Here is an 18,194-nt window from a genome sequence, read left to right as displayed (position 1 = left end):
TCAGCGGGCTGCGATCTTTTTTGCCCTGAAACAAACAGGGCCAGCGAAATTGTGGTCGAATAAATGACAGCAGCTAACGCACATTACTCTGCACGCTGCCTCAAAGGAGCTTCAACCATGAAACGTTTTGCCTTGGCGGTTATCTGTTGCGCGCTGGCCACATCGGCCCTGGCGGCAACGAAATCCTGTGAAGAACTCAAGGCCGAGATTGAAGCCAAGATCCAGGCCAATAACGTCTCGTCCTACACGCTGGAAATCGTCACCAACGACGAAGTACACGACCAGAACATGGTCGTCGGCTCGTGCGAAGGCGGCACGAAGAAAATCATCTACCAGAAGAACGACCGCTGATTCACCTCACATGAGGCAATAGGACTCTCGATCTTCAGCGACAATCTCCCGCTTGGCGTTATACAGCCGGGCACCGGGAGTAAACGCTATCGACTGACCTACCAGCACATAACGTTGGCCGGCTTCGAAATGATCGTAGTTGATGGTCAGGTAGCACAAGCGTTCCGTGGGGCCGTTCATCATGCTCAGCCCCCCACCACCGGGCACTTCAAAATCGAATCGAACAATCAGCTCATGGCTACCGGGGGTGACCTGGAAAAAACGCCCGTCGCGCAACCGCTGATTGTCCAGGCGTTCGGCCATCAGCAATTTATCGTTAGGGAATGGCGTAGAAAACTCGACCCAGGCCATCTGCGGATTAACCGCTGGCAACGGGCTCTGGCAGCCAGCAACGATGCTTGCAGCAAGTAATAGCGTGAACCTGCGCATGATGATTTTCTCAAGGACTCGTCCTTTAGAATAACGCCGATCAGGTGCGTTGGCAGCCTGCCGGTACACCTTGGCCAATCACTTTTCGCTGCTGATCATAGAGCTTTGCCCACGGCCGAAAGCCGATATTTCCTGCTTTCAGCTGATACCGCTCGCCGGCGTTGAAGTCGTTGAATTTCACGTTTAGCTGGCAGTCACGCCATAGCGGCTCGGCGTCTGGTCCGATGTTGGTGGGTGCGACCGGGAATTGGTAACGGACCGTCAACTGATGGCTACCCGGCTGAACCTCGAAATAGCGTTTGTCGGTGGCGGCCTTGTCATCGACTTCCAGCGCTTGCAGCGCCGTGTCTTCCTGCTTCGAATCCAGGTCGATCCACGCTTGAGCCGGATCATGGGGGGGTAATCCGAATCCAGCACAACCTGTCAGCATCAACAGGCTTCCTGTCAGCATCAACGTGCGCATAGCGGAGCTCCAGTCAGGCGGGATAGTCTTGCGGGCAGACTCTCCAAGGATGATTCATTTTGATCAGGCCGCTTCCAAGCCTTGGGTTACTTGATCGCGTTTTACGCATTTTGTTTCCGGGTGTGCTGTTTTTGTTTCTCAACGGTTGCGCCGGCATTAGCTATTACGGCCAATTGGCCAGTGGTCAGCTGCAATTGCTGCGGGTACGCGAGCCAGTTTCCAGAGTGATTGCCGATCCCGGTCGCGATCAACTATTGCGTGCGCACCTGATTCAATCGCAAAAGGCCCGCACGTTCGCCAGCCAACAGCTGCATCTGCCGGATAATCAGAGTTACCGTTTGTACGCCGACATTGGCCGGCCGTTCGTAGTCTGGAACGTGTTTGCCACGCCGGAATTTTCCCTGACACCACAGAACCATTGTTTCCCGATCGCCGGTTGCGTCGCCTATCGCGGTTATTACAGTCAGAGCGCGGCCCGCGGTGAAGCTGCGTTGCAACGTTTGCAAGGTATGGACGTGTCGATCGGCGGCGTCGAGGCTTATTCGACGCTCGGCTGGTTCAACGATCCGATTATCAGTTCGATGATGGCCTGGGGTGACGAACGATTGGCCACGCTGATATTCCATGAACTGGCGCATCAACGTTTTTATGTGAAGGACGACACCGAGTTCAATGAGTCTTTCGCCACCTTCGTCGAACAGGAGGGCACCCGCCAATGGCGTGCATTCCGCGGCCTGGCACCGGACAGCGGCGCGCAGGTGCAGCAACGGGATCAGTTCATTCAATTGGTTCTGGATACCCGCACGCGACTCGAACGGCTGTACACCCTGCCCCTGCCCGCCGACCAGATGCGCCAGCGCAAAGCCGACGAGTTCGAACGATTGCGCGGTGAATACCGGCATCTGCGCGACAGCCGATGGGCTGGGGACAAACGCTATGACGCGTGGATCAATGCGCCGATGAACAATGCACGGCTGTTGCCATTTGGGTTGTACGACCAATGGGTGCCGGCGTTTGCGGCGTTGTTCAGACAAGAGGCTGGGGATTGGGTGAAGTTTTATGCGGCAGTCGAGAAGCTTGGTGCGTTGCCGGTGGGTGAGCGCAAGGTGGCGTTGAAGGCTTTGGCGGGATCATAAAGTTTCAGTGGCTGAACGAGCCCCTTCGCGGGCAAGCCCGTTCCCACAGGATCTGTGTCGTACACATTTTTCGTATACGACACGGATCCTGTGGGAGCGGGCTTGCCCGCGAAAGCAATTTCATTAGCGCTGCAAAAACGCCTGATGCATCTCTTCCAGCGTCTCGAAGTGATAAGTCGGGGCTTCTGCACTCAACTCTTCCCGGCTGCCAAAACCATAACCAACAGCCGCTGCATCCAGCCCGTTACTGCGCGCACCGATCAGGTCGTGTTTACGGTCGCCGATCATCAGGGTGCTGGTCGGGTCCAGGCCTTCTTCAGCCATCAAGTGGGCGATCAGCTCGACTTTGTTGGTCCGGGTTCCATCCAGTTCGCTGCCATATATCACCTTGAAGTGCTTGGCGAAGTCGAAGTGCCGGGCAATTTCCCGGGCAAAAATCCACGGTTTGGACGTCGCGATGTACAGCTGTCGCCCTTGGCCGCCGAGGGTTTCCAACAATGGTGTGACGCCGTCGAATACGCGGTTCTCATACAGGCCGGTGACCTTGAAGCGTTCGCGATAGAAGTTCACCGCTTCCCAGGCCTTGGGCTCGTCGAAGTCGTAGAACTGCATGAACGCCTGCAACAACGGCGGACCGATGAAGTGTTCAAGTTTGGTCAGGTCGGGCTCATCGATGCCCAGTTTGCTCAAGGCGAACTGGATCGAACGGGTGATGCCCTCGCGCGGATCGGTCAGGGTGCCATCGAGGTCGAACAATACGGTTTGGTAATGCATGTTGAATCCTGAATAAGGGCGCAGGGTCAGAGCTGGTCGTAGCCTTCTGCCAAGTGCAAATTCTTGAGCTTCACGTAGTTCGCCGCGCTGTAGGTGAAAAAGGCTTTTTCCTTGTCAGTCAGTGGCCGGACCTGCTTCACCGGGCTGCCCACATAAAGGAAGCCGCTTTCCAGGCGTTTGCCCGGTGGCACCAGACTGCCGGCGCCAATGATCACATCGTCGTCGACCACCGCACCGTCCATGACGATGCTGCCCATGCCGATCAGAATCCGACTGCCCACGGTGCAGCCGTGGAGCATGACTTTATGCGCGATGGTCACATCGTCACCGATCAGCAACGCAAAGCCATCGGGATTGAACGGCCCGGCGTGGGTGATGTGCAGCACACAGCCGTCCTGCACGCTGGTGCGCGCGCCGATACGGATGCGGTGCATGTCGCCACGAATCACCGTCAGCGGCCAGACCGAGCTGTCTTCGCCGATTTCAACGTCGCCGATCACCACCGCCGAACCGTCGACAAAGGCGCCTTTGCCCAGTAGCGGCGTATGGTTCTGATACTTGCGAAGGGTCACGATAGGGTTTCTCTCTGTTGCTGATAGCTGCGGTGAGCGTCGATTGTAATTAAGATGGCGCAATGTTTCTTCCAGCCAAGGTGCCAACCGTGAGCGTGAACAACCCTCTTTTGCAGTCCTACGACCTGCCGCCGTTCTCGGCGATCCGTGCCGAACACGTGCAACCGGCTATTGAACAGATCCTGGCTGACAACCGCGCCGCCATTATCGAGATCCTCAAAACCCAGGGCAAACAACCGACCTGGGCCGGCCTGGTGCTGGCGATGGACGAACTGAATGATCGTCTGGGCGCCGCCTGGAGCCCGGTCAGCCACCTGAATGCCGTGTGCAATAGCGCCGAATTGCGCGAAGCCTACGAGTCCTGCCTGCCGGCCTTGAGTGCCTACTCCACCGAATTGGGCCAGAACCGCGAGTTGTTCGAGGCGTTTGAAGCGCTGGCGAACAGTCCCGAAGCTGCCGGTTTCGAAGTGGCGCAGAAAACTATCCTGGAACACTCCCTGCGCGACTTCCGTCTGTCGGGTATTGACCTGCCGGAAGCCGAACAAAAGCGTTACGCCGAAGTACAGAGCAAATTGTCGGAGCTGGGCAGCCGCTTCTCCAACCAACTGCTCGATGCCACTCAGGCCTGGACCAAGCACGTCACCGATGAAGCCGCCCTCGCCGGCCTGACCGATTCGGCCAAGGCGCAAATGGCTGCGGCGGCACAGGCCAAAGGTCTGGAAGGCTTTCTGATCACCCTGGAATTCCCGAGCTACTACGCGGTGATGACCTACGCCCAGGACCGTGCCCTGCGCGATGAGGTCTACGCCGCCTACTGCACCCGTGCGTCGGACCAAGGCCCTAATGCCGGTCAGAACGATAACGGCCCGGTCATGGAAGAAATCCTCGATCTGCGTCAGGAACTGGCGAAGCTGCTCGGTTTTGCTAGTTTCTCGGAGCTGAGCCTGGCCACCAAAATGGCCGAATCCAGCGATCAGGTGCTGAGTTTCCTGCGCGATCTGGCCAAGCGCAGCAAGCCGTTCGCCGCCCAGGATCTGGAACAGCTCAAGGCGTACGCCGCCGAACAAGGCTGCCCGGACCTGCAAAGCTGGGACAGCGGTTTCTACGGTGAAAAGCTTCGCGAGCAGCGCTACAGCGTCGCCCAGGAAGCCCTTCGCGCTTACTTCCCGATCGACAAAGTGCTGGGCGGTCTTTTCGCTATCGTTCAGCGCCTGTACGGCATCGAAATCGCCGAACTGAAAGGCTTCGACACCTGGCACCCGGATGTTCGCCTGTTCGAAATCAAGGAAAACGGCCAGCACGTCGGCCGTTTCTTCTTCGACCTCTACGCCCGCGCCAACAAGCGTGGCGGTGCCTGGATGGACGGCGCCCGCGACCGTCGCCGCACGATCAGCGGCGTATTGCAAAGTCCGGTGGCGAACCTGGTGTGCAACTTCACCCCGGCCGACAGCGGCAAGCCAGCGCTGCTGACCCACGATGAAGTGACCACCCTGTTCCACGAATTCGGTCACGGCTTGCATCACCTGTTGACCCGCGTTGAACACGCCGGCGTATCCGGCATCAACGGCGTGGCCTGGGATGCGGTCGAGCTGCCAAGTCAGTTCATGGAGAACTGGTGCTGGGAGCCGGAAGGTCTGGCGCTGATCTCCGGTCATTACGAAACCGGCGAACCGCTGCCTCAGGACCTGCTGGGGAAAATGCTCGCCGCCAAAAACTTCCAGTCCGGTCTGATGATGGTCCGTCAGCTGGAGTTCTCGCTGTTCGACTTCGACCTGCACGCCACCCACGGTGACGGCCGTAGCGTGGCGCAGGTACTTGAAGCTGTGCGGGACGAGGTGTCGGTCATGCGTCCACCCGCCTACAACCGCTTCCCTAACAGCTTCGCCCACATCTTCGCCGGCGGTTATGCGGCGGGCTACTACAGCTACAAATGGGCTGAAGTGCTGTCGGCGGATGCCTTCTCGAAGTTCGAAGAAGAAGGCGTACTCAACGCCGAGACCGGCCGCGCCTTCCGCGAAGCGATCCTGGCGCGCGGTGGTTCCCAGGAACCGATGGTGCTGTTCGTCGACTTCCGCGGACGTCCGCCGTCGATTGACGCACTCTTGCGCCACAGCGGCCTGAGTGAGGTCGCGGCAGCATGAGCGAGGGTCCTGTGATCACGAAAAAACGCTTTATCGCCGGGGCAGTCTGCCCGGCCTGCAGCGAGCCGGACAAGTTGATGATGTGGAACGAAGACGAAGTCCCACATCGTGAGTGCGTGGCCTGCGGTTATTCCGACACGCTGAATGAACAAGGCCTGTCCGTGCCCAAGGAATTGGGCACGCGGGTCAACACTTCGGCGCTGAAGGTTCCGGACGCCAAGGTTCAGGCTGTACAGTTTTTCCCGAACCCGAAGCTGAAGAAAAAGCCTGACGAGCAACACTGAGCCAACACCACCTTCCACTCCTGAACGGATTGGAAGGTGGTATCTATCTACCACCTTTCCCCTGCGCTTCCTTTATAGGCTGACCACATTCAGCCTCTACCCAAGGAAGACGCCATGCCCGACACCAATCCGCTTTTGCAGGCCTGGGACCTGCCGCCCTGGTCGGAGGTCCGCACCGAACACCTCGTGCCGGCAATCACAGCCATCATTACCGACAACCGGCAGGTCATTGCCGAAACCATCCTCAGCCAATCCGTACTTCCCAATTGGGATGATCTGGTTCTGGCCATCGATGAAATCGATGCGCGCCTGAACGAGGCTTTGGGCATCATCCAGATCCTGTCGATGGCGAAACACAACGATACGGCCTGGAACACGGCAGCTGCTGCATGCAACGACGCAGGGGCGCAGTACCGATCCGAAAGATTGAGCAATCGTCCGTTGTTTGAGGCATACCGGCGACTGGCGAACAGTTCGATCGCCCTCAATTTCGACGAGCCGCGCAAGGCTGCGCTGGCCAAGATTCTGCGCAAATTTCAATTGGCGGGAATCGAATTGCCCCTGGCGCAACGGGAAAAGCTGGCCCGGTTGAACCTCGACATTGACCGGCTCGAAGAGCTGTTTGTCATCCATCTGAAAAGCGCCAACGCGGCCTGGACCAAGCACGTCGATGACGTTGCGGTTCTGGAAGGTTTATACCCCACCGTAAAAAATCGTCTGAGACACCTGGCCAAAGAAGCAGGACATGAAGGCTGGCTGATTCCCCTGGATGAAAACACCTGCCAGCAAATCATGAAGTACGCCGAAAATCGGGCATTGCGAGAAGAGTATTTCGTGGCGTACTCCACGCGCGCGTCCGATCAAGGCCCGCATGCCGACGAGTTCGATAATGATCCTGTACTGACGTTGCTGCTTTCGCTGCGCCACCAGAAAGCCGAACTGCTAGGTTTCGATAATTTCGCGCAACTGCGTCTGGCCACAGCAGCGGCCAAGTCCACCGATCAAGTTCGCCGTTTTCTGCGTCGGCAAGTGACATTGAACACACCGTCACTTGCACGGGATACAAAGGAGCTACAAGCGTTTGCACTCGAACGGGGCATCTCTGAAGTACACGCCTGGGACCACGAGTTTCTCGCTGAACAACTGCGCCACCATCGTTTCCCTGACGCCCTGAAGAATCTGCGCGATTATTTTCCCCTGGACGGTACCTTGCGACGATTCTGCCTGTTCTGCGAACGCCTGTTCGGGATCCGGATCCTCGAGCAGGCTGAGTTCAGTCGCTGGCATAACGACGTGCGCCTGTTTGAGATCAGCGAGCATGGTCAGACCATTGGGCATATTTATCTTGACCCGTACCACCGCAAGGAAGCCCCGGATTACGCCTGGACCGGCACACTGCGAAACCGACGAAGAAACGCCGAAGGCCGCGTAGCGCTACCGATTGCCGATCTTCACTGCAACTTCACGCCGGGGGTCGACGGCCATCCGTGCCTGCTTGAGCACCAGGATCTGCGGGTGCTTTTTCATGAATGGGGTCATTGCCTGCAACACGTGCTGACGAGTTCGCCGCATCACAACCTTTCCGGCATTTCCCAACTGGGGCGCGATACGGCGGAGTTCGCAGGGCAAGTATTCGAGCAGTGGTGCCTGTCACGGGAGTTTCTGTTATGGCTGGGGGCCCACCACCAAAGCGGTGAACGCTTGACCGAGGCGCGGGTAGACGCGGCACTGGCAGCCCTCGACACCCAGACCAGCCGACAAGCCGCACTCTTGCTGACGGGTGCAATGTTCGATTTCGAAGTGCACCGCAGCCAAGGCGATGGTCGTAGCACCCAGCAAGTATTCGAAGACGTTCAGCAGGAGGTTCCCCACGTGCAACTGCCGTCTTATTGTCGGTTCGCAAACAGCTTCGACTACATGGTGACCGGTTACGCAGCCTCCGTTTACGCCTACACGTGGTCAGGCGTACTGGCCATCGAAGCCTTCAAGCGATTCCGTCAGGATTGGGTCTTCAACGCGCAAACAGGGCGAGCCTTTCGCGAGGCGTTTTTTTCTCCGGGCGATTCGCGCTCCTTGCTCACCGCCCTGGAAGCATTTCTTGATCGGCCGGTCGCCGAAGATCTGTTCGCGTTTTCGTCAGAGACCGTTACCCGCTGAGGCAACGGTTTACTCGACGTGGGCCGATTTGAACCAGCTCTTCATCGAACAACTGGCGAACGGGCTCGTGCTGCAATCGCCGTTGGCCAGCGCGGTGCGGAGCTTGTCGACATCGGCCTGCATCATGTAACGGATGCCGTCCTTGAAATGAGTGCTGTCACCAAAGCCGCCCTGAGTCATTTCGTTCAGGGCGTCTTCCTTGCTCCAGCCCTGCACCACCACCCGGTACATAGCCGCCATCAGGCCCGTGCGGTCCGAACCATGCTTGCAGTGCATCAGCACCGGTCCCTTGGCTTCGGCAGTCTGGATCGCGCGAAGGGCTTTGAGTACATCCGCGTCATCCACATGGTTGGTACGGTAGGGCAACTGTATTTGTGCGATTCCTGGCGTCGATAACCAGCTTGAATCCGACTCGGGCAGGAACGTGATCACCGTCCCGACCTTGAGTTTTTCCAGTAACGGCACAGCGCCTCTGTCGGGCAACGCACTGCGATAGAGCGTCGGGGACATTTTAAAGAGGTTGTACTGCACCTCGACCGATTGAGCCCACTCCGCAGGTCGGGGCAATGCACTGTCGTCGGCAAGGGCCACCGTCAGGTTTAAAAGTGCGGCCAGCGACAGGCAGATCGCTGGGATACAACGCGATAGAGACATGCTCGGGGTGACCGCTCAGGAGAATTGGGAAGATGATGCCGAGCTTCCCCCCCGAGCAGTCAAAGGCCTGTGAGCCGTCTGTCAAAGAATCGTGAATCAGCCGATCGCTTCCGTCGCAAAGCCGAGGTTTTTTAGCTGAATCGGTTCATCTTTATGCTTAGCCTGCTACCATTTGTTTCTCCATATTACCGATGCGCCCTATTGCTCCCCGCTTGCTGGCGATCTTCATCGGTGCCAAAACGAAAAGTCGTCCTGCGAGACGGCTGAAAAACCGCTATGCCTGATGAGGTGCCCCCCTATGTCCGATCAAGATCGAGACAACCCGCGGCGTGAGTTTTTGCGCAAATCCCTGACCTTGATCCCGGTGGTCACCGTTGCCAGCACCGGTCTGGGCAGCACGGTCCTGATGGCCGCGCCCGAGGCGGCCCCGGCCAGTTCCGGCAAAGCGCCGGTCGCCACCAGCACCTATGAACCCAGCTACTTCACCGCCGAAGAATGGACGTTCATCAAAGCGGCTGTCGCGCAGCTGATTCCGAATGATGCCCAAGGGCCTGGCGCCCTGGAAGCCGGTGTGCCCGAATACATCGACCGTCAGATGAACACGCCTTACGCGGCCGGCGCGCTGTGGTTCATGCAGGGACCGTTCAACGCAGACGCCGCTCCGGAAATGGGCTGGCAGAGCAAATTGGTGCCCAAAGAGATTTATCGCCTAGGCATCGCCGCGACGGATGCTTGGTCGAAAACGCTCAACGGTAAAGTATTTGCTGAGCAAGACAGCGCTACCCGAGACGATTTGCTCAAGCAACTCGAGGCCGGAAAACCTCAGTTCGACAGCGTCCCAGCGAAGATTTTCTTCAACCTGCTGCTGCAAAACACCAAAGAAGGGTTTTTCTGCGACCCGATTCATGGCGGCAATAAAGGCATGGTCGGCTGGACCATGATCGGCTTCCCCGGCGCCCGCGCCGACTTCATGGATTGGGTGGAACGCAACGAGCAATACCCCTTCCCGGCAGTTTCGATTCGCGGCGAGAGGGCGTAAGCATGGCAACGGTAATGAAGAAGGTCGACGCAGTGATCGTCGGTTTTGGCTGGACGGGCGCGATCATGGCCAAGGAGCTGACAGAAGCCGGCCTGAATGTGCTGGCACTGGAGCGCGGGCCGATGCAGGACACTTACCCCGATGGCAACTATCCACAGGTGATCGACGAACTCACCTACAGCGTGCGGAAAAAACTCTTCCAGGACATTTCCAAGGAGACCGTGACCATTCGCCATAGCGTGAATGACATCGCGCTGCCGAACCGCCAACTGGGCGCCTTCCTGCCCGGCAATGGTGTCGGTGGCGCCGGTTTGCACTGGTCCGGCGTGCACTTTCGGGTCGACCCGATCGAGTTGCGCATGCGCAGTCACTATGAAGAACGCTACGGCAAAAGCTTCATCCCCAAGGACATGACTATCCAGGACTTTGGCGTCAGCTATGAAGAGCTGGAACCGTTTTTCGATTACGCCGAGAAGGTCTTCGGTACGTCGGGTCAAGCCTGGACGGTGAAGGGTCAATTGGTCGGCGAACGCAAGGGCGGCAATCCATACGCGCCGGATCGTTCGAATCATTTCCCGCTGGAATCGCAGAAGAACACTGTTTCCGCACAGCTGTTTCAGAAAGCGGCCACCGCAGTGGGTTACAAACCCTACAACCTGCCCTCTGCCAATACATCAGGCCCCTACACCAACCCTTACGGCGCACAGATGGGGCCGTGCAACTTCTGCGGTTTTTGCAGCGGTTATGTCTGTTACATGTATTCCAAGGCATCGCCGAACGTAAACATTCTGCCGGCGCTCAAACCGCTGCCCAATTTCGAGCTGCGGCCCAACTCCCACGTACTGCGGGTCAATCTCGACAGCACCAAGAGCAAGGCGACAGGCGTCACCTACATCGATGGCCAGGGCCGGGAAATCGAGCAGCCGGCAGATCTGGTGATCCTCGGTGCCTTCCAGTTCCACAATGTGCGGCTGATGTTGCTTTCGGGCATCGGCAAGCCGTATGACCCGATCAGCGGCGAAGGCGTGGTCGGCAAGAACTTCGCCTACCAGAACATGGCCACCATCAAGGCCTACTTCGACAAAGACACCCACACCAATAACTTTATTGGTGCCGGCGGTAACGGCGTGGCGGTGGACGACTTCAACGCCGACAACTTCGATCACGGTCCCCATGGCTTCGTCGGCGGCTCGCCGATGTGGGTCAACCAGGCTGGCAGCCGACCGATCGCAGGCACATCCAACCCGCCGGGCACCCCGGCCTGGGGCAGTGCCTGGAAACGTGCCACCGCCGATTACTACACCCATCAAGTGTCGATGGATGCCCACGGCGCGCATCAATCCTACCGTGGCAACTACCTCGATCTGGACCCGGTGTACCGCGATGCCTACGGCTTGCCGCTGTTACGGATGACCTTCGACTGGCAGGAAAACGACATCAAGATGAACCGCTTCATGGTCGAGAAAATGGGCAAGATCGCCGAAGCAATGAGCCCCAAGGCCATCGCCGTACTGGGCAAGAAGGTGGGCGATCACTTCAACACCGCGTCTTACCAGACCACCCACCTCAACGGTGGCGCGATCATGGGCACCGACCCGAAAACCAGCGCTCTGAACCGTTATTTGCAGAGCTGGGACGTACACAACGTTTTCGTCCCCGGAGCGTCAGCTTTCCCACAAGGTCTGGGCTACAACCCTACCGGCCTGGTGGCAGCGTTGACCTACTGGTCGGCCCGGGCGATCCGCGAGCAGTACCTGAAAAACCCCGGCCCGCTGGTTCAGGCTTAAGGAGCGATGACTATGAAATCACTTGTTATCGCGACCCTGGCGCTGCTCGGTTGTGGCTCGGTCAACGCTGCAGAAATCGATCAAAACCTGATCAAACAAGGCGAGTACCTCGCTCGAGCAGGTGACTGCGTGGCCTGCCACACCGCCAAGGACGGCAAACCGTTCGCCGGTGGTTTGCCGATGGAAACGCCGATCGGAACGATCTACTCCACCAATATCACGCCGGATAAAACCGGGCTGGGCAACTACAGCTTCGAAGAATTCGACAAGGCCGTGCGCCATGGCGTCGCCAAAAACGGTAGTACGTTGTACCCGGCCATGCCCTATCCGTCCTACGCCAGCGTCAACGAAACCGACATGAACGCCTTGTACGCCTACTTCATGCACGGCGTGGCGCCTGTCACTCAGGAGAACAAGGCCAGCGACATTCCCTGGCCTTTGAGCATGCGCTGGCCGCTTGCGGGTTGGCGCTGGATGTTTGCCCCGGCTGTGGCGGACTACAAAGCGGCACCCGGCGAAGATGCGGTGGTCAGCCGTGGGGCTTATCTGGTGGAAGGCCTCGGACATTGCGGCGCATGCCATACGCCACGTGCCCTGACCATGCAGGAAAAAGCCCTGAATGCAGGCGAAGGCAGCGCATTTCTGTCAGGCAGTGCGCCGCTTGAAGGCTGGATCGCGAAAAGTCTGCGCGGCGATCATAAAGACGGCCTCGGCAGCTGGAGCGAACAACAACTGGTGCAGTTCCTCAAGACCGGTCGCAGCGATCGCAGCGCGGTGTTTGGTGGCATGAGTGATGTGGTGACGCACAGCATGCAGTACATGACCGACAACGATCTGACCGCGATTGCCCGTTACCTCAAGTCCTTGCCGGCGAATGATTCCAATGATCAGCCGCACCAGTACGACAAACAGATCGCACAGGCGCTGTGGAACGGGGACGACAGCAAGCCCGGCGCTTCGGTGTACATCGACAACTGCGCGGCCTGTCACCGTACCGATGGCCATGGCTACACCAAAGTGTTCCCGGCGCTGGCGGGCAACCCGGTGTTGCAGTCGCAGGATCCGACGTCGCTGATTCACATCGTTCTCAAGGGCGGCACCTTGCCTGCGACTCACACGGCGCCGTCGACCTTCACGATGCCCGGGTTCGCGTGGCGCTTGTCGGATCAACAAGTGGCGGATGTGGTGAGTTTCATTGCCACTAGTTGGGGAAATAAAGGGACCACTGTTAAAGCCAGTGATGTAATGGCGTTAAGGGAAGACGATATGAAAACGACTTCAAATGATGACATTGGCCAAGCGACGACTCATTAAATAAATAAAAAAGCGGCATGGAAACTCCATACCGCTTTTTTAGGTTCAGCTACAACCTACTGCGCACTCAATATTTATCTACTGCATGCGTTCAATCGCGATTACGGTTTGACGATCTTCGAATAGGCACTCGCCAAGGCCAGCAGAACGGCCTTGTCTTGTGCGTCGATGTCACCATCACCGTCCACATCGGCAGGGGCGGTACCCATGGTGAAAGTCACGCCGCCGTCGTTCGATACGGCCTCGCGGGTGCTCGAGTCCAGCAGAGCATAAGTGACAGCACGGTTTTCCGGATCGTAACCCTCTTCCTTGAGTGCAAACTGCATGGAAACCCGAACTTCTTTTGGACTAACAACAGATGCGCGCATCAGTTGCAAAAAAATACCGCGCTGATTGTAATTCGACATTAATTAATTCCATTTAATAGTTGAACACGAGAACCTCGTGTGAGGTGGATATTACTAATAGCGCTTATAACTATGCCAGTCGCTATATGTATCTCATGGTGACGAACACTTTAACCAGTCGGTAGAAATACAAAGAACCAGGCTTTTTTTAGAATTAACAGGCGCCGAACGGCACTGGCCGAATATGTCGAGGTTCTATACTGTACATACATACAGCCAAAGGACCTTGTCGATGCCTACTCCCCTGCCACCTCGCGGCCGCGGCACCGCCACCAACCCGCACAACCGTTTCGCGCCGAATCGCTCGGTGGCCGAGGATGACGGCTGGTATCAGGAAGCGCCGATCACCCAGGGCACCGAGGTGCGCATTGAAACGGCGAAAACCATCATCACTCGCAACAACTCGCCGGACTTGCCCTTCGATCGCTCGATCAATCCCTATCGCGGCTGCGAGCACGGTTGCATCTATTGCTACGCGCGGCCCAGCCACGCTTATTGGGACATGTCGCCAGGGCTGGATTTCGAGACCAAACTGATCGCCAAGACCAACGCCGCCGATGTGCTGGAAGAACAACTGTCCAAGCGCGGCTATCAATGTGCGCCGATCAATCTGGGCTCCAATACCGACCCTTATCAGCCGATCGAGCGCGAACACAAAATCACCCGCAAAACCCTCGAAGTGCTGCTGCGTTATCGCCATCCGGTGACCATCATTACCAAGGGCTCGCTGATTCTTCGGGATCTGGACCTGCTGGCCGAACTCGCCGAGCAAAGGCTGGTGGCGGTGATGATCAGCCTTACCACCCTGGACGACGAACTCAAACGCATCCTCGAACCGCGCGCCGCGGCACCCAAGGCTCGGTTGCGGGCGATCCGCGTGATGCGTGAAGCGGGAATTCCGGTGGGTGTTCTGTGCTCGCCGATGATTCCGATGATCAACGACAGCGAACTCGAAAGCCTGCTCACCGAAGCTCACGCCGCGGGGGCGCAAAGTGCGGCCTACATGATGCTGCGCCTGCCGCTGGAAGTGGCGCCGCTGTTCGAAGAATGGCTGGCGGCCCACTATCCTCAGCGTGCCGCGCATGTGTTGAGCCTGATTCGTCAGAGCCGTGGTGGCGAGCTCTATGACAGTCGCTTCGGTGCCAGGATGCGTGGCGAAGGGCCGTTTGCCGATCTGCTGGCGCAACGATTTGCCAAAACCATCAAACGCCTGGGGCTCAATCGTCGGGAAGGTTTCAATCTGGACTGCGAAGCCTTCTGTCCGCCAGGTCGCCAAATGTCGTTGATTTGAGGACAATTGGCCTATGGTTGAGTAGGGTGAAATGCACTTTGCCACTACGCCAGTCACGTTTTTTGTGACCTGGAACACACGTTCTAGAGCGTTTTATTCAGTTTGAGTTAAGTTTCGGCCGCTACCTTGTTCATCGAGTGACTGATGGGTCGAGATTCTCGGCCTGGATGTTTTTTAAACAGCCACTGGCTTCACACCGGACAAAACGGGAAAATTCCCTGACTCCGCCAAAGAGGATGAATCATGAGTGACAAGGATAAACAGTCGTTGGCTGCGTCGGCTTCAGCCCAACCGGAGGCGGAAACCGCCGATGCAGCGCTGCAGCATATCGTTGACGGCTTTTTGCATTTTCATCACGAGGTTTTTCCACAGCAGGAAGAACTCTTCAAAAAACTCGCCACGGCCCAGAGCCCCAGAGCGATGTTCATCGCCTGCGCCGATTCGCGCATCGTTCCTGAGCTGATCACCCAAAGCGCCCCCGGCGACCTGTTCGTGACCCGTAACGTCGGCAACGTTGTGCCACCTTATGGGCAAATGAACGGCGGTGTTTCCACGGCAATCGAATACGCCGTTCTGGCCCTCGGCGTGCAACACATCATCATTTGCGGGCACTCCGACTGTGGCGCGATGCGCGCAGTGCTCAACCCGCAAAGCCTGGAAAAAATGCCGACGGTCAAAGCCTGGTTGCGTCATGCCGAAGTGGCAAAAACCATGGTCCAGGAAAACTGCCATTGCGCTGACGAAAACGAAAGCATGCACGTCCTCACCGAGGAGAATGTGATCGCCCAGCTGCAACATTTGCGCACGCACCCGTCGGTAGCCTCGCGCATGGCCAATGGTCAGTTGTTTATCCATGGTTGGATCTACAACATCGAAACCAGCGAAATCAGAGCTTACGACGCGGACAAGGGTTGTTTCCTGCCGCTCGATGGCAGCCATCCGATTCCGGTGGCGACGCCCAAAGCGCGCTTCTAAATCCTCCTAAATCCCTGTGTGGTTTAGCCGAGGCTGCCGATCAGGCAGCCAGGCTTTGCCACGCCTGAAGAAAACTTCGGGAGAGTCACCATGCGTGCTGCTCAACTTAAAGCTGTACTGCCACGGGAGCTGCTGGCGTCCGTGGTTGTGTTTCTCGTCGCCCTGCCCTTGTGCATGGGCATCGCCATCGCCTCGGGGCTGCCGCCATCCAAAGGCTTGATCACCGGGATCATCGGTGGCCTGGTGGTGGGCTGGATTGCCGGTTCGCCGCTGCAAGTCAGCGGCCCGGCAGCCGGTTTGGCTGTTCTGGTGTTCGAACTGGTGCGCCAGCATGGTATCGACATGCTCGGACCCATCCTGCTGCTGGCCGGTTTTCTGCAACTGGTGGCCGGGCGTTTGAAGCTGGGCTGCTGGTTCCGGGTAACGGCGCCAGCGGTGGTCTACGGCATGCTCGCCGGGATTGGCGTGCTGATCGTTTTGTCACAGGTGCATGTGATGCTCGACGCCGTGCCCAAGCCTTCCGGGCTGGATAACCTGGCAGCCTTCCCGGCTGCCGTCGTGCAGGCCTTGCCCTCCTTCGGTTGGCAAGCCGGGTTGCTTGGGCTGTCGACAATTGCGGTGATGTGGCTGTGGGAGAAATTCCGCCCCCATTCCCTGCGCTTCGTACCCGGCGCACTGCTTGGGGTAGGCCTGGCGACCGTCGCCAGCCTGGTGCTCGCGTTGCAGGTCAAACGAGTAGAAGTCCCGGCCAACCTGGCGGAAGCCATCGACTGGCTGAAACCCGCCGACTTGCTCAACCTGGCTGACCCGACGCTGCTCATTGCCGCGTTTGCCGTGGCGTTTATCGCCAGCGCCGAAACCCTGCTCTCGGCCGCCGCGGTGGACCGCATGCACAGCGGCCAGCGTTCAGACTTCGACCGGGAATTGTCGGCTCAAGGCGTCGGCAACATGCTTTGCGGTCTGCTCGGCGCGCTGCCAATGACCGGCGTGATCGTGCGCAGTTCAGCCAACGTCCAGGCCGGCGCCACCACACGAATGTCGACGATCTTCCATGGCCTGTGGCTGCTGGCTTTCGTGTTGCTGCTGTCCAGCGTGCTGCAAAGCATTCCGGTGGCGAGCCTGGCGGGCGTTCTGGTTTACACCGGTTTCAAACTGGTCGACCTCAAGGCCTTCCGCGGTCTGGGCCGTTATGGGCGGATGCCGATGTTCACTTACGCGGCAACAGCCCTGGCGATCATCTTCACCGACCTGCTGACCGGCGTGCTGATCGGCTTCGGCCTGACCTTGGCCAAACTGGCCTGGAAGGCTTCGCGGCTGAAAATCAGCCTGATCGATCTGCCCAAGGACGGCGAAATGGAATTGCGATTGATAGGTGCAGCGACCTTTCTCAAAGTGCCGGCGCTGACCCAGGTGCTGGGGACCATTCCGGCAGGCGCGACGGTGCATGTGCCGCTCAATAACCTGAGCTACATCGATCACTCGTGTCTGGAGTTGCTGGAGGAATGGGGGCGGGCCAATGCGGCCAAGGGATCAAAACTGTTGATTGAAGCGCGGGGGTTGAAGCGCAGGCTGGAAGGCCGATTGCGGACCACTACCGGCGTAGGTTCAGCCGCGTAGATAACAATGTGGGAGCGGGCTTGCTCGCGAAAGTGGCGTGTCAGTCAACATCAATGTTGAATGATTGACCGCTTTCGCGAGCAAGCCCGCTCCCACAGGGGATTGTGTTGATCAATGGATCAAGCCGCTGGCTGATCCAGCTCCAGGCCGACGCCCAGTTGGCGCGACAGGCACGGCCAGCGCTTCCATGCAGCGCCGGTGTCCGGGCTGTTGAGTTTCTCGCGGTAGGCTTCCACCGATTCCAGCGCGAAACTGTCTTCGTTGAGCATCTCGTCCACGGCGTGATGCACCGCCTCATCCAGTTGATTGGCGAACTCCTCGCCGATCAGTTGGTGGGCAATCAGGTTGGCAACAGTCATGTCCAAGGGGATCAGTGGCTGGCCAAAATGCTTGATGTACAGGTCATTGACCTCTTCGACCAGGCGATGCGCCAGATAGGCTTCGTCCAGCAGGCTGTCCAGACCAACGTGACCGGCCATGATCGCCGGCGGCTGAAGGAAGAACTGCACGGCGATTTTCAGCACCGGTTTGATCTGTGATTCGATACCCGCTTCCCTGGCGACTTCATTGGCTGCATCCAGCAGGTCCGGCACTTGCTCTATATACGCGGCCACAAAACGCGTCATCACGCCGTTGGCGTCGACATCCGGCAATTGGATGGCGGAGTGAAGGTGTGGCAGTTGGGTTTCCAGCTGACGAGTCAGCAGGCCGGTTTCGGCTTCGTGTTGTTGGGCTTTTTGGATCTGCTCGCGCAATGCGGCGGTGTTCATGAAAACTCCAGGAAACAAAGGCAATGAAATAGG

Annotated in this window: 18 protein-coding genes; 11 read left to right on the top strand and 7 right to left on the bottom strand. The window is 58.1% G+C overall.

The genetic code is table 11. The features are described from left to right. Positions 1-117: 117 nt before the first annotated feature. The gene (locus KGB03_RS13595; protein WP_111448103.1) at positions 118-351 is read left to right on the top strand and encodes a DUF1161 domain-containing protein; all 234 of its coding nucleotides are present in this window, start codon (positions 118-120) and stop codon (positions 349-351) included. 6 nt (positions 352-357) lie between these two features. Here the strand turns inward: KGB03_RS13595 and KGB03_RS13590 are convergent, their stop codons facing one another. Both KGB03_RS13590 and KGB03_RS13585 read right to left on the bottom strand, forming a co-directional pair. Then, entirely contained in the window at positions 358-780 is a 423-nt protein-coding gene (locus KGB03_RS13590) for a hypothetical protein (RefSeq protein WP_218538505.1), read from the bottom strand. 40 nt (positions 781-820) lie between these two features. Further along, a complete protein-coding gene (locus KGB03_RS13585) occupies positions 821-1,243 on the bottom strand; it encodes a hypothetical protein (protein WP_111448105.1) in 423 nt (140 codons plus the stop codon). Between the two features lie 59 nt (positions 1,244-1,302). Between KGB03_RS13585 and KGB03_RS13580 the strand changes: the two genes are divergently transcribed. Next, the gene (locus KGB03_RS13580; RefSeq protein WP_223527260.1) at positions 1,303-2,379 is read left to right on the top strand and encodes an aminopeptidase; all 1,077 of its coding nucleotides are present in this window, start codon (positions 1,303-1,305) and stop codon (positions 2,377-2,379) included. A 123-nt stretch (positions 2,380-2,502) separates the two neighbouring features. Here KGB03_RS13580 and KGB03_RS13575 read toward each other — a convergent pair whose 3' ends face one another. Together KGB03_RS13575 and KGB03_RS13570 are read right to left on the bottom strand one after the other, a co-directional pair. Then, entirely contained in the window at positions 2,503-3,153 is a 651-nt protein-coding gene (locus tag KGB03_RS13575) for an HAD family hydrolase (protein WP_192408657.1), read from the bottom strand. Positions 3,154-3,179: 26 nt separating this feature from the next. Further along, complete coding sequence (locus KGB03_RS13570; protein WP_223527259.1) at positions 3,180-3,725, bottom strand: gamma carbonic anhydrase family protein; 546 nt, start codon at positions 3,723-3,725, stop codon at positions 3,180-3,182. A 62-nt stretch (positions 3,726-3,787) separates the two neighbouring features. Between KGB03_RS13570 and prlC the strand changes: the two genes are divergently transcribed. The 3 genes from prlC to KGB03_RS13555 all read left to right on the top strand — a co-directional run bounded on the left by prlC (position 3,788) and on the right by KGB03_RS13555 (position 8,307). Next, positions 3,788-5,866: an oligopeptidase A gene (prlC, locus tag KGB03_RS13565; protein WP_223527258.1), complete on the top strand. Its 2,079-nt coding sequence runs from the start codon at positions 3,788-3,790 to the stop codon at positions 5,864-5,866. Further along, positions 5,863-6,150 (top strand): YheV family putative zinc ribbon protein, encoded by a 288-nt coding sequence (locus tag KGB03_RS13560; protein WP_008152496.1) that lies wholly within the window; start codon positions 5,863-5,865, stop codon positions 6,148-6,150. Before prlC ends, KGB03_RS13560 begins: the two co-directional genes overlap by 4 nt. A gap of 114 nt (positions 6,151-6,264) precedes the next feature. Next, positions 6,265-8,307 (top strand): M3 family metallopeptidase, encoded by a 2,043-nt coding sequence (locus KGB03_RS13555; RefSeq protein WP_218538501.1) that lies wholly within the window; start codon positions 6,265-6,267, stop codon positions 8,305-8,307. Between the two features lie 9 nt (positions 8,308-8,316). On the opposite strand, the gene KGB03_RS13550 is transcribed toward KGB03_RS13555, so the two are convergent. Beyond that, positions 8,317-8,961, bottom strand: a complete 645-nt coding sequence (locus KGB03_RS13550) for a tyrosine-protein phosphatase (RefSeq protein WP_192408666.1) — start codon at positions 8,959-8,961, stop codon at positions 8,317-8,319. A gap of 298 nt (positions 8,962-9,259) precedes the next feature. Here KGB03_RS13550 and KGB03_RS13545 point away from each other — a divergent pair, with 298 nt between their 5' ends. Genes KGB03_RS13545 through KGB03_RS13535 form a run of 3 tightly spaced genes read left to right on the top strand, consistent with a single transcriptional unit; the run spans position 9,260 to position 13,101 of the window. Beyond that, positions 9,260-10,000: a gluconate 2-dehydrogenase subunit 3 family protein gene (locus KGB03_RS13545; RefSeq protein WP_223527257.1), complete on the top strand. Its 741-nt coding sequence runs from the start codon at positions 9,260-9,262 to the stop codon at positions 9,998-10,000. Between the two features lie 2 nt (positions 10,001-10,002). Then, positions 10,003-11,787, top strand: coding sequence for a GMC family oxidoreductase (locus KGB03_RS13540; protein WP_223527256.1), 1,785 nt, complete (start codon positions 10,003-10,005; stop codon positions 11,785-11,787). A 12-nt stretch (positions 11,788-11,799) separates the two neighbouring features. After that, positions 11,800-13,101 (top strand): c-type cytochrome, encoded by a 1,302-nt coding sequence (locus KGB03_RS13535; protein ID WP_223527255.1) that lies wholly within the window; start codon positions 11,800-11,802, stop codon positions 13,099-13,101. Positions 13,102-13,202: 101 nt separating this feature from the next. Here the strand turns inward: KGB03_RS13535 and KGB03_RS13530 are convergent, their stop codons facing one another. Next, complete coding sequence (locus KGB03_RS13530; RefSeq protein WP_111448113.1) at positions 13,203-13,508, bottom strand: hypothetical protein; 306 nt, start codon at positions 13,506-13,508, stop codon at positions 13,203-13,205. Positions 13,509-13,740: 232 nt separating this feature from the next. Here KGB03_RS13530 and KGB03_RS13525 point away from each other — a divergent pair, with 232 nt between their 5' ends. The 3 genes from KGB03_RS13525 (at position 13,741) to KGB03_RS13515 (ending at position 17,391) form a co-directional block, all read left to right on the top strand. Next, on the top strand, positions 13,741-14,799 hold the full coding sequence (locus KGB03_RS13525) for a PA0069 family radical SAM protein (protein WP_111448114.1): 1,059 nt from the start codon (positions 13,741-13,743) through the stop codon (positions 14,797-14,799). A gap of 243 nt (positions 14,800-15,042) precedes the next feature. Further along, the gene (locus tag KGB03_RS13520) at positions 15,043-15,774 is read left to right on the top strand and encodes a carbonic anhydrase (RefSeq protein WP_111448115.1); all 732 of its coding nucleotides are present in this window, start codon (positions 15,043-15,045) and stop codon (positions 15,772-15,774) included. A gap of 90 nt (positions 15,775-15,864) precedes the next feature. Further along, positions 15,865-17,391 carry a SulP family inorganic anion transporter gene (locus KGB03_RS13515; protein WP_218538497.1) on the top strand — a complete coding sequence of 509 codons (1,527 nt, stop codon included), beginning with the start codon at positions 15,865-15,867 and terminating at the stop codon, positions 17,389-17,391. 119 nt (positions 17,392-17,510) lie between these two features. Here KGB03_RS13515 and KGB03_RS13510 read toward each other — a convergent pair whose 3' ends face one another. Continuing rightward, positions 17,511-18,161 carry a hypothetical protein gene (locus KGB03_RS13510; RefSeq protein WP_223527254.1) on the bottom strand — a complete coding sequence of 217 codons (651 nt, stop codon included), beginning with the start codon at positions 18,159-18,161 and terminating at the stop codon, positions 17,511-17,513. Between the last annotated feature and the right edge of the window lie 33 nt (positions 18,162-18,194).

This window comes from Pseudomonas sp. BF-B-26, from assembly GCF_019956495.1.
Classification (GTDB): domain Bacteria; phylum Pseudomonadota; class Gammaproteobacteria; order Pseudomonadales; family Pseudomonadaceae; genus Aquipseudomonas.
This window is presented reverse-complemented; position numbering and strand designations above follow the sequence as displayed.